The organism is Pigmentiphaga sp. H8, assembly GCF_003854895.1.
Taxonomy (GTDB): domain Bacteria; phylum Pseudomonadota; class Gammaproteobacteria; order Burkholderiales; family Burkholderiaceae_B; genus Pigmentiphaga.
Genome location: NZ_CP033966.1, coordinates 1036017 through 1047764, shown reverse-complemented (window position 1 = coordinate 1047764; position 11748 = coordinate 1036017). Strand labels below are relative to the sequence as shown.

9 protein-coding genes are annotated in these 11748 nt (G+C 47.2%); all 9 read left to right on the top strand.

Going from position 1 to position 11748, the window contains the following annotated elements:
* Positions 1 to 37 precede the first annotated feature (37 nt).
* The 9 genes from EGT29_RS04990 to EGT29_RS04950 all read left to right on the top strand — a co-directional run bounded on the left by EGT29_RS04990 (position 38) and on the right by EGT29_RS04950 (position 11742).
* Positions 38 to 2023 (top strand): nucleoside-diphosphate sugar epimerase/dehydratase, encoded by a 1986-nt coding sequence (locus EGT29_RS04990; RefSeq protein ID WP_124687979.1) that lies wholly within the window; start codon positions 38 to 40, stop codon positions 2021 to 2023.
* Positions 2024 to 2309: 286 nt separating this feature from the next.
* Positions 2310 to 3569, top strand: coding sequence for a hypothetical protein (locus EGT29_RS04985; protein WP_124687978.1), 1260 nt, complete (start codon positions 2310 to 2312; stop codon positions 3567 to 3569).
* Positions 3566 to 4657, top strand: a complete 1092-nt coding sequence (locus EGT29_RS04980; protein WP_124687977.1) for a glycosyltransferase family 4 protein — start codon at positions 3566 to 3568, stop codon at positions 4655 to 4657. Before EGT29_RS04985 ends, EGT29_RS04980 begins: the two co-directional genes overlap by 4 nt.
* A 49-nt stretch (positions 4658 to 4706) precedes the next feature.
* Positions 4707 to 5855: a hypothetical protein gene (locus EGT29_RS04975; protein ID WP_161567700.1), complete on the top strand. Its 1149-nt coding sequence runs from the start codon at positions 4707 to 4709 to the stop codon at positions 5853 to 5855.
* 2 nt (positions 5856 to 5857) lie between these two features.
* The gene (locus EGT29_RS04970) at positions 5858 to 7339 is read left to right on the top strand and encodes an aminotransferase class I/II-fold pyridoxal phosphate-dependent enzyme (RefSeq protein ID WP_124687975.1); all 1482 of its coding nucleotides are present in this window, start codon (positions 5858 to 5860) and stop codon (positions 7337 to 7339) included.
* Entirely contained in the window at positions 7339 to 9171 is a 1833-nt protein-coding gene (asnB, locus tag EGT29_RS04965) for an asparagine synthase (glutamine-hydrolyzing) (protein ID WP_124687974.1), read from the top strand. The genes EGT29_RS04970 and asnB overlap by 1 nt, the downstream gene beginning before the upstream one ends.
* A gap of 1 nt (position 9172) precedes the next feature.
* Entirely contained in the window at positions 9173 to 10087 is a 915-nt protein-coding gene (locus EGT29_RS04960) for an aldolase/citrate lyase family protein (RefSeq protein WP_124687973.1), read from the top strand.
* Positions 10077 to 11123 (top strand): N-acetylneuraminate synthase family protein, encoded by a 1047-nt coding sequence (locus tag EGT29_RS04955; protein WP_202865588.1) that lies wholly within the window; start codon positions 10077 to 10079, stop codon positions 11121 to 11123. The genes EGT29_RS04960 and EGT29_RS04955 overlap by 11 nt, the downstream gene beginning before the upstream one ends.
* Positions 11113 to 11742, top strand: a complete 630-nt coding sequence (locus EGT29_RS04950; protein ID WP_124687972.1) for a NeuD/PglB/VioB family sugar acetyltransferase — start codon at positions 11113 to 11115, stop codon at positions 11740 to 11742. The genes EGT29_RS04955 and EGT29_RS04950 overlap by 11 nt, the downstream gene beginning before the upstream one ends.
* The last annotated feature ends 6 nt before the right edge of the window (positions 11743 to 11748 follow it).

Below are 11748 nucleotides of genomic sequence, written 5' to 3'. Positions count from 1 at the left end.
AGCTCGTTACCGCAACTAGATTGGTACAAGGTAATTTATGTTGACCAAGCTCCGCAATATCTTACTTTCTTTTTCCAGACCGCAAAAAATCGCGGTTATGGTCATCGCTGACGCTATCGCGCTCCCAGCCAGCTTAATTGCAGCTTTTTATCTCCGCCTAGGCGATGCAATAATCCTTCAAAAGTACGGAATTAGCGCACCCGTGATTATGGCGCTAGCCGCCATTCCGGTTTTTTATTTTTGCGGCCTTTATCGAACTGTCGTTCGATACATGGATATATCCATGCTCCGATCTACAGGCATCGGACTTGCTATCATAGCAATCGGGACGTATGCGGGCTGCCTACTATTTGACCTTCCCACACCGCCGCGCAGTTCCTTGTTAATCTATTGGTTTATTGCTTTTTCTTACGTCGTCATTTCTCGGTTTGGAGCACGCAACCTCCTGCGTACGCCCTTGCGCAAACACCTCAAAGCGCCGAGAGTCGCTGTCTATGGAGCAGGCGAGGCCGGTTTTCAACTGGTTAACGCCATGCGTACCAGCCACGCGTACGCACCGATTTGTTTCTTCGACGATGATACCCGTCTGGCTAACAAACATGTAGCCGGCCTCCGCGTGTATCCGCTAAGTCGTTTAGACGAAGTCCTACATAAGCACGAAATTCAGCAGATTGTTCTAGCAATCCCGTCCGCTTCTCCACAGCGACGGCGAACCATTGTCAATCGACTCTCTCATCTCAGCATTCCTGTGCGTACCCTGCCCACTATGGCGGAGATGGTCGAAGGCAAGATACTAGAAAGCGCCATTCGAGAGGTTCAAGTCGAAGATCTCTTGGGCCGTAAGCCAGTTCCCCCAAGAAGCGACCTATTTTCTAAGTGCGTTACGGGAAAATCTGTACTTGTTACAGGAGCGGGAGGCTCAATAGGTAGTGAACTGTGCAGACAGATCGAATCGCAACAACCCAGCCAGCTTATTCTACTTGATCATTCAGAATACGCTCTTTATGCGATCGAACATGAATTAAAAGAGCGCTTTCCCGACATCAAACTCTATGCGTATATGGGTAGCGTATGCGACATTTCACAACTAAGTCAGATTGTCCGCGAACACCAGGTCAATACCATATACCATGCAGCAGCCTATAAGCACGTACCGCTCGTAGAAAACAATATGGCAGCGGGCATACGCAATAACGTTCTGGGAACTTGGGCAGTTGCCCTCACTGCCGCTCAAAATAATATTGAAACGTGCGTACTGATTTCCACGGACAAGGCAGTTCGCCCTCCCAATGTAATGGGCGCGACCAAACGCTGCGCTGAGCTAATTTTTCAAGCCTTTTCTCTACGCCCCAATAATCGAACCACCTTTAGCATGGTTCGCTTTGGTAATGTACTAGGCTCTTCCGGCTCGGTTGTCCCATTATTTCGCAATCAAATCCAGCGCGGCGGCCCGATTACGGTCACCCACGAGGATGTTACACGCTATTTCATGCTTATTCCGGAAGCGGCCCAGCTTGTGATTCAGGCTGGGGCCATGGCCCAAGGTGGCGAAGTCTTTGTACTTGACATGGGCGACCCAGTAAGAATTATTGATCTAGCACGGACCATGGTTGAAATGTCGGGTTTAGCTGTGAAAGACACAGACAATCCGAATGGCGACATCGAGATTCAGGTCGTGGGATTACGTCCTGGGGAAAAACTTTACGAAGAGCTACTAATCGGCGGTGACACTATTCCAAGCGAACATCCACGCATTCTTTGCTCACGCGAGCATTATTTGACTCTAGATCAACTTGAGCCCTTGCTAGAACAACTTCGCATTGCGTGCACGAATGGGGCCAGCTTGGACATTCGCATAGCTCTGCAGCGACTCGTCCCAGAATATACTCCGTACTCTCTCCTTTCCGCCCGTTCGCTCCCCAAGACGATGGACCCCTCAATCCTGGCGAAAGGAGAAGGATTAGTATCTACCACTCAAAACTGGAAGGCTGAACGCGAAACAGCTGTGGGCCACGCTGCCTAATCTCGCCAACCACACATGCGACCCAGGCATAAGCATGCGTCTCAAGACAGATCGGACTAGCTCCTCTCTGCGTTCTGATCTTCCTCGCGATTGCGAGCATGCAACTTGCCCGCTCCCTTTTCGACCAAAAATACTTAATCTACAGCAATTAAGTATTTCTCAATACCCTCGGACTCTGCATTTAACCCCAACCGGCCCAATTACACCCGAATGGCCGGACATCAAAGTCGCCTTTTCACGAAGCCAAACGCTGCACTTTGTACGACGATCCTTTTGACGGCCCTAGATGAAACGACTTTTTAAATTAACCTATTTTCTGCTATTAATCACAATAGTTTCGAAAATAGCGGGGCTAATCAGAGAAATTGCACTTCTAGAGCACGTCGGGATATCCTCCTCTCTTGACACATTTGTTGTTATTTACGGCATTTGCAGTTTGCTTGCAAGCGCCGTCGGAATCTGCGTTGTCACCAATTTAACTCCGCTGTCAAGAAAAATAGAACAACGCGAATTTTCCACATATGCAATGCTCGACGGCATTAAAACAGGATTTATCTTTACTACCATTGCGTGGGCAATAAGTTTTGTATACGTAATTGCCGTTCCCGATGAAGCGAGGAGTGGCGAACAATTCGCAATTGCCGCAATCGTCCCGGCAACCGTGTTCTTCTCAATAATCGCAGAATACCAAGTTGCAATATTCTTGAGTCGCAATCAGCAAACGCCCGTCATTTCGGGAAATATTATAATAACACTACCGCTTATTGCGTCACTTCTGCTATTCAACTTAGACATCACGTCCTATGCTGTTGGGCTCGTTATTTCATTTGCTCTCAGAACGATAGTTTTTGCGCGCATCGCAGTTCCAGTATGGCCTAATAAAGACATCTTGCGGCTGGCGAAAAGTAGGCGGTCAATCTTCTCTACCGACCTAAGAAATACTCTAGCCGGAGGTGCGGCAATGCTCTCAATGAATCTTTGCCTATTAGCGGCGGTGCTCGCCGCTAATCAATTGGATGAGGGAAAAGCCTCATTGGTCAGTTACGGGCTTAAAATTCCACTCCTAGTCCTCACGTCTGTTTGGTTTGTTTTCGGATCACGTTTCTTTTCCCAAATCATCTCAACAGAAGGAAGGGGAGCAGTTCAAAAAATAGCAAAGCTGAGCCGCAACAATGCGGCTTTAGCCATTTCAATTGCCGCACTTTTATTACTCAACAAGGGCTTTCCTGAATTTAGCTTGAAAATTCTGAACGGCCAAAAATTTGAAATTCTCAAGGTGCTACCCTATAGCATCCCGCTTCTTCCTGTGGTTGTATTTATCCCTATCATAGAGATGACACAACGTACATTCGCGACGCTGGGCCAACAGCGAAAAATTGAGGCTATAGCATTTAGCATTCTCATAGCCACAACTGGTGGGCTCGCCATTAGCTTGTATTTCCGAAACGCGCTTCTGATCCTAGCAACGATTAGCGTCAGCGCAGTGGTAGGCGCACTTACATCTTTGGTAGCGCTACGTAAATACTCGTACACCAAACAAATATGAAAAGAAAAATACTCTTTGTTCGCTCTGATCTTAAGCTTGCAGGTCCAGCACGCCTAATGCTCTCCAGCGCTCATTCTCTTCGCTCTCGAGGGATTGATGTTGTCTTTGCCTCAAGTGGAGGTGAATTGATCTCAGTTCTAGATCAGCAAGGGTTTAAACACGTACACATTCCAGAATTGTCGATAGAACACCGTTCTGCATTTTCAACAGCCACCGTTGCATTCAAGCTCGCGTTGCTCTGTAGTCGAGAAAAATTCTCTGTCATCCACACATTTAACGCCCACGCCGGAGTCGCGGCATATCCTGCTGCAAAAATCACCAGAGCAAAGATATTCAACACCGTCCTAGGAAATGGAAAGGAATTCTTCTTAAAACACGTACCATTTGAATTAGTTGCAGTGTCGCAATCAGTAAAAACCAAGCTCATTTCTTACGGAGTAGATGCATCTAAAATACGGGTTGTCTATAATTCTACTCTCGACGCAAATTTCCTTCTAAAGGCGAAGACGGATTTTTATAAGCTGACAGAACAACGCGATGAAATTGCACCGATAACTTTTGTAAGTGTAGCCATGTTTACCGGCCAAAAAGGACACAAGGAAATTGTGGACGCAGTGCGAGCGTACTACGAGCTCGATCAAGCTCCACCAATTAGAGTGATCTTCGTCGGAGATGGCCCAAAGAAAAATGAGATATCTGCGTACATTGCCTCCCTCGGATTGGAATCATCTTTCCGGCTAACTGGTGCGACAAGCGAAGTGTTTCGTCAACTGGACGCAGCCCATGTTTTTATCCACTTACCAGAAATGGAAACGTTCGGCATTGTCCTCGCAGAGGCTGCGGGAAGAGGCCTTCCTACCATAGCGGCAGATGTCGGGGGAATACCCGAAGTAGTAGATGATCAACAAACCGGCTATCTCGTCAATAGACTAGATAGTCAAGCCGTGGCAAGAAAAATGAGGGAGCTGGCAATTGACCGAGATATGCGATTAAAGATGGGTTGGAAGGGCGCGACAAAATCCTTGGCTTGTTTCACCCAAGAAAAAATGGCTGATGACCTAATTGATCTTTATGGTTTTCTCAATTAAAAACGAAAACTATCACTGCAACAACTGAGTCCGCGGAGCTTGGATACAAATGAATCATAGACTAGGGTACAAGCGGAAAACTAGACTTTGGCTCCGGCACTATGTCGTCCCCTTCTTGATGCTATTTGCTCCGCCGCCGATAGCGGCGGCCGTATCTGCTACGTCACCAGTAATTTTCGGGTTAAGAGCATCGGTATATCGTGAAATAGCTCCGCCCTTTATCCTCCTTACTCTGACGTCGTTATTCTCTGCAATAGCCGCATATTCATCCTCAACTCAGGGCGAAGTCATTGAGAGTACAAAATTCTTTTTAATGGGTTGCTGCCTATTAGCTGGGACCAGGATTAGAACAGACTTTCAAAATATACAACGCTTGGCGCTTCTTTTGATGTTGCTTGTAGCAAGTTGGTACCTCTTGGCGGGAGGTGAGGATTCAGAAGCAAGCAGAGGGTTTCTCTATCCACCAGATAACAACGGATCAGCGATCATTCTTTATTTCTTATCTCTGATAGTAGTCGAGAATAAGAAGCTTTTTTTCCGTTTTCTAATGATGGGCCTGTTGTTTGCATTTTCTACCGCGGTTGATTCTCGAACACTGCTACTGCTTCTCCCCCTTTTTCTCCTTAGCCAGCCAATATCTCTCTCTGCCTCTAAAATACTTGCATTATTGGCCATTTCCATTATGGCATACTTTTGGGCTACAAGCGTAGAGCTTTTCGGCAACTGGTCTGATCAAGTACGTCTTGCGCTCTACTCGACCGTACTTAATTATTTCGCCTCCCACGGAATAGATTTCATAGCGGCGGGGCAAACTCAGTTTATCGACACGCTTAATCATTCCCTCCCCTCTTTTGTCGCCGCTCGCCTCGAAGTCGATCATGCACATAATGCTTTTTTCCACATTCTCGGAAGTTATGGGTTGCTCGCATTGCTTTGCTTTATCGGAGCAATATATTCGCTTTTTAGGCAGAGCACCATTTTAAGAGATCAAGGACTGAAATTCCAAATTGTCCTTCTCTTTGCATTGATGCAGATCGAAACAGTAATCACAGACAGCCGAATTACATACGTTATTTTCCTTTTCTTCGGCCTGCAGTTAGGAATGGCCATTCGCAATAAGGCGCCACGGCCCATTTTGACGCACAGCAGAGAAGTTCGAGCGATTCTCTCTGAAAATGCGCCTGCTAATAGGATGTAAAAATGACGCTAGAAAAGCAAATTATTGGCCCTAATGCGACTATTCGGGATGCACTTTCCACCCTGAATGCCGCGGCGATCAAGCTATGTCTTGCTGTTGATGCGAGCGGAAAACTTACCAGAACAGTTTCCGATGGCGACATACGAAGAGCGCTCTTGAGCCAAGGCACAATGGCGACGCTCATAAGCTCACTCCCACAGCGCCCTCCTCTAACGATTCGCCAGCCCGCAACGGATGCAGCGCTCCAGGATCTATTTAATGCACATCCTGACGTCAATGCGATTGCTATGGTTGACGATAATTGTCGACCGATAGATCTGGTAAGCAGAGAGAAATATCAGCCTAATCTACTCTTATCTCCGCCACATATTGGCCTAGCAGAAATTGGGTATGTACAACAGGCGTTCGACGACAATTGGATCGCCCCCGCGGGTCCCAATTTAGAAGCATTTGAACGCGCCTTAGCTCAAGTCTCTGGCCGTAATGCGGCCCTGGCGCTGTCCTCAGGAACCGCCGCGATTCATTTAGCTCTGCGAGTTATCGGCATTAGCCCTAATGATCGTGTCTATGTCTCAGATCTGACATTTGCGGCTTCCTTGCAGCCGATCCTCTACGAACGGGCGCTGCCCGTTTTGATAGATAGTGAACCGACAACCTGGAACATGTCCCCCGTGGCGTTGGCAAGGCGTTTGGAAAAAGACTCGAAGGACGGAACTTTACCCAAAGCCATAATCGTTGTTCACCTTTATGGACAATCCGCCGACATGGCCAGTCTATTGGCTATCTCAAATCAATACAAAATTCCTCTTATAGAAGACGCAGCAGAAAGTCTCGGCGCCACATGCCAAGGCGCACCGAGCGGTTCACACGGCTTGCTAGCGGCGTACTCGTTCAATGGCAACAAGATAATAACCACGTCTGGTGGTGGGGCCTTAGTATCCGATCGCGCAGATCTCATTCAATACGCGAGAAAATTATCCACACAAGGAAGAGAGACGGCAGAACACTATCAGCATTCGGAAGTTGCCTACAACTACCGAATGTCAAACGTTCTGGCTGGAATAGGGCTCGGACAATTAGAGCTGCTGGCAAATCGCGTAAATAAGCGTCGATTAATTTTCCAACGATATAGAGATGCACTGTCCAATACACCTGGCATAAGTTTTCAAGCGGATCCTCCAAACTCAGTAGGGAACCGCTGGCTTACAGTTATCACATTAGACCCTAATATAGTTCATAAGCATGTGTATCAATTGATGCGCTACTTACGCGCGCATGGCATCGAAAGCAGACCTGCGTGGAAGCCAATGCATATGCAGCCCCTATGTAGCGACTATGCGTTAGAAACTCATTCAGAAACTGACATCGTATCTTCGCGTCTCTTTCTTCAATCGCTCTGCCTCCCATCGGGTAGTAATATGACCTGGGACAATCAAAAAAGAGTGATTACAGCTATCCAAAATTTTGCGAAGGAAATTGAATAATGTGCGGCATTTTTGGAGCCTTCACTTTCGGAACGGGCGAAGTATCCACTTCCAAATTGGATGCAATGGCACATTCCATAAGCCATCGAGGTCCTGATGCAAAAGGCCATTTTAGCGACTCAACCTGCGCCCTTGGCAACTGTAGGCTCTCCATTGTTGACCTTTCTTCAGCTAGTAACCAGCCTATTTTTTCTAACGATAAAAGCATCGTAGTCGTACAAAACGGCGAAATCTACAATTACATAGAGTTAAGAGAGGAACTTCGTCGTCACGGCGTCCGTTTTGCGACGGCTGGCGATACCGAAGTGATTTTGAGGGCGTACGAAACCTGGGGGCCCCGCTTTGTTGAAAAATTGAATGGTATGTTTGCCATTGCAATCTATGATGCAACCTCCAGAACCCTCCGCCTATATAGAGACCGGCTAGGAGTTAAGCCACTCTACATTACTCAGCCGACTGCTCAGCAACCCTTATGGTTCGCGTCTGAACTGAAGGCCATCCTGGCAACGGGGTATCCAGTTCAAGTCAATCATGACGCAATAGCGCAATATTTTGCATTAAACTATATCCCTCAGCCTTATACTGCCTTTCAAGGCATTCATCATCTTCCCCCTGGCCATATAGCTGAAATTAATGCGTCAGGCAGTATCACTCTCACCCGATACTGGGATCTAGCGGATATATCACCTGACCTCCAAATGACAGAGGCTGATGCCAAGGCCGGCATTATAAGTTACTTGGACGACGCAACAAGAATCAGACTTCGCTCCGACGCTCCCTTCGGCGCATTTCTTTCTGGTGGATTAGATAGCAGTTCTGTAGTTGCATTCATGAGCCTATACCAAACAGAGGCTGTCCGGAGCTTCTCGATTGGGTTTGATGATCCAGCTTACGATGAGACCCGATTTGCTCATATGGCATCTCGTCGATTTGGCACCTTGCATCAGGCCAAATCGATGATACCCGACACGACTCATCTTTGGCCTAGATTTATTTGGCATTGCGATCAACCTCACGGCGACGTTTCGTTTATTCCTACCGATCAAGTTTCTGCCATGGCGTCGAAAGATGTGAAAATGGTACTGACTGGAGACGGAGGAGATGAGCTCTTTGCCGGCTATGAAAAATATCTGCATTTCTTTCAAGACAAGTCACTTGACAGCTTGGAGCAGAACTGGGTTTCGCAGTACGCCAGATTTTCTGGCCTTCTGATGGAGAATCAAGCCGCTACATTGCTAGCAGGGGAACTGAAGGACGCGTTTCACGATTCAAATCCGTATCGTGCCCTAACAAACGAGATGAATCGTGTTTCACATCAAGACCCAATAAATAAAGTATTATTTGGCGATACCGCAGCGTTGCTCCCAGGAAACAATTTGGTGAAGCCAGATCGTATGGCCATGGCAAACTCCTTGGAAGTCAGATCTCCTTTCCTAGATTATCGGCTTGCAGAGTTCGCCTTCCGAATTCCTGGACATATGAAGCTGGCCTCGGGAGAGACAAAGGCAATTTATAAAGCTGCGGTTGCGCCACTCCTCGGCAGTGAATTGACATATAGAAAGAAACAGATGTTTACTGTGCCGATTGGAAATTGGTTTCGAAGCGAATTGGCAGACTATTGCCGAAGCATCCTTCTGGACGGACGTCTTGAAGCGCGAAAATTATTTAATATTCAGACGGTACGCGCCATGGTCGAAGCCCATCTCGCTGGCAAAGAGAACCATACACGTCAACTGCGCGCTCTAATTTCTCTTGAAATTTGGTCTCGACTATTTATTGACTCTGATCATGAAATGATCTCTAAAGCAATTGAACCGGTGCAGGGTGCATGACATGTCAACTCGCACTCCAGAGGGGAATCAATGCGTTCGATCTTCGCCTCAGATTGGCTCGGCGGCAGCAGAAATGCAATTCTTCATGATTGTTAGCGATAGTGAAATCGCTAAATTTGTGAGTGCGAACGGAGTCCATAGACTTTTTGTTGACTTAGAATATCTTGGCAAAGACCTTCGACAAAAGAATCTTGATACATGGAAGAGCAAACAAACGCTCGATGATGTGTCGCGTATTCGTGCAGCAGTCCCCGATGCTCACCTATTAGTCCGGATTAACCCTTTGCATGAGCATACCGCTACTGAAGTCCGAGAGGTCTTAGCTCGAGGAGCTAATAGTGTCATGCTCCCGATGTTTCGTACACCTGACGATATCGCCTATTTTCTTGATCTATTGGCAGGTCGAGCTGAGGCCGTTCCGTTGGTAGAAACACGAGATGCTTTACAGAATTTACCAAGAATTGTTGAGACTCTTCCATTACAGAGACTTCACATCGGACTAAATGATTTACATTTAGATCTAAAGATGACGTTTATGTTTCAGCCCTTGGCGGAAGGACTGTTAGAAGAATCTGCTGCTGCTATGAGGCAATATTCAGTGAAATTTGGTATTGGAGGCCTGGCCCGAGCGGGAGAAGGGATGATCTCCCCAGAATATCTGCTCGGGGAGCATGTTCGGTTAGGTTCGGACGCAGCGATTTTGTCTCGAACTTTTCATCGAAAATCGCAGACCATTGCTGAGCTTCGTCGCAACATTGACTTTCCACGCGAAATAACCTTACTTCAGGAAATCTATCAAGATTACCGAAGGAAGCCATACGTGGAGCTTCAGAATAATCGAAACGAGCTTATTCAAAGAATTCAGAAAATCTGCATAGAGAGCATGCAAAGAAAGGAAAAAGGCCATGAACTCTGAACCAATGATCAAGCTCGGAGGACGACAAGTTGGGGCGAATCAACCAACTTATATCATTGCAGAAATAGGAGTGAATCATAATGGCAGTGTCGACCTGGCACATCGCTTGATTGACGCCGCAAAGGAGGTAGGGGCAGATGCCGTCAAATTTCAGACGTTTCGTACAGAAGATTTAATACTACAAGGCACAGGCAAGGCTGCCTATCAAACCGAAACCACAGGTGCCGGTAGTCAGTACGAGATGCTTAAAGGTCTCGAATTACCGTTCGAGGCCTTTAAAGAACTGAAGGAACATTGCATTACGGTTGACATTGATTTCATGTCTACCGCATTCGATCCGCTGAGTCTTGATTTTGTAGCCTCTCTCTCTCCAACGTGCTTGAAATGGCCTTCGGGAGAAATTACTAACTTACCCCTTCTCCGACAAGCGGCAAAAACCAAGCTACCAGTTCTCCTTTCTACAGGAATGGGAAGCATTAGAGAAATCGCTACAGCCGTAGAACAGTTGCCAAACAATGATATTGTGATTCTGCAATGCGTATCCAATTATCCAGCACGTCTTGAGGACCAGAACCTGCGGGTGTTACCAGCACTGCAAGCCGCATTCGGTTGCCCTGTTGGGTTTTCTGATCATACAATCGGTCCATATGCTGCATTAGCCGCACGCTCATTAGGAATGTCTGTTCTCGAGAAACACTTTACTCTAGATCAGGGATTGCCCGGCCCCGATCATCGCGCGTCCATAGAACCAAAAGATTTTCGCCACATGGTTGATATTTTGCGACAACTCGAATTAGGCCTAGGAGATGGAATAAAGCGCGCGGTCGTCGACGAGCAGCAAATTAAATCTGTAGCTCGAAAGAGTCTAGTCTACCGCCACGATCTAGCTCCAGGGCATATCTTGACCGAAGAAGACCTATGCGCAAAACGGCCTGGTACAGGGGTAAGCCCTGACAAGATTGATCTAATAGTCGGCCTTCCTCTCACCAAGGCGGTACGGTCAAATACATTGTTGGAGTTGGCAGATGTCCGATAAGGAGACGATTTGCCTATTCGGCGCCGGGGGGCATGGAAAAGTAGTAGCCTCTCAGCTAAGCAGAAAAAAAGATTGCCAATTACTATTTGGAGACGCAGGGCTTCCTATTGGCAGTTCGGTAATTGGGATTCCCGTGGTTTATTCGACCATCGACACGAGTATCGCTGCGAGCGTCCTAATTACCATAGGAGCCAACGACATTCGAGAACGACTTCAAACTGAAGCACAGACAATCGGTTTAAATTTATCTTATTTTATTGCGGAACCCGAGCGGTATTTTTCTGATACTCCTGGGGCAGGAAGCATGATCCTTGCAGGAGCTTTGATAAACCGTGACAGTCGGATCGGAAAAGGTGTAATAGTCAATAGCGGCGCTATTGTTGAACACGATTGCGAAGTAGGAGATTTTTCCCATCTTGCTCCTGGTAGCGTAATTGCTGGAGGCGTGCGTTTAGGTCGAGCCGTTCTGCTTGGTGCAAACGCCACAATTCTACCATCCGTTGTTGTGGCGGATAAAACAGTTATTGGTGCAGGCGCTGTTGTGACAGAGGACATCCTCGTACCAGGAGTATATATAGGAGCTCCTGCACGTCGCGTTCCTTCTAACTGCCGGCCCTAGAAAGAC

Excerpts from the sequence above, each read along its gene's own strand:
- asnB (WP_124687974.1), top strand. The coding sequence starts at position 7,339 with ATGTGCGGCATTTTTGGAGCCTTCACTTTCGGAACGGGCGAAGTATCC.
- EGT29_RS04960 (WP_124687973.1), top strand. The coding sequence starts at position 9,173 with ATGTCAACTCGCACTCCAGAGGGGAATCAATGCGTTCGATCTTCGCCT.
- EGT29_RS04985 (WP_124687978.1), top strand. The coding sequence starts at position 2,310 with ATGAAACGACTTTTTAAATTAACCTATTTTCTGCTATTAATCACAATA.
- EGT29_RS04970 (WP_124687975.1), top strand. The coding sequence starts at position 5,858 with ATGACGCTAGAAAAGCAAATTATTGGCCCTAATGCGACTATTCGGGAT.
- EGT29_RS04990 (WP_124687979.1), top strand. The coding sequence starts at position 38 with ATGTTGACCAAGCTCCGCAATATCTTACTTTCTTTTTCCAGACCGCAA.
- EGT29_RS04950 (WP_124687972.1), top strand. The coding sequence starts at position 11,113 with ATGTCCGATAAGGAGACGATTTGCCTATTCGGCGCCGGGGGGCATGGA.
- EGT29_RS04980 (WP_124687977.1), top strand. The coding sequence starts at position 3,566 with ATGAAAAGAAAAATACTCTTTGTTCGCTCTGATCTTAAGCTTGCAGGT.
- EGT29_RS04975 (WP_161567700.1), top strand. The coding sequence starts at position 4,707 with ATGAATCATAGACTAGGGTACAAGCGGAAAACTAGACTTTGGCTCCGG.
- EGT29_RS04955 (WP_202865588.1), top strand. The coding sequence starts at position 10,077 with ATGAACTCTGAACCAATGATCAAGCTCGGAGGACGACAAGTTGGGGCG.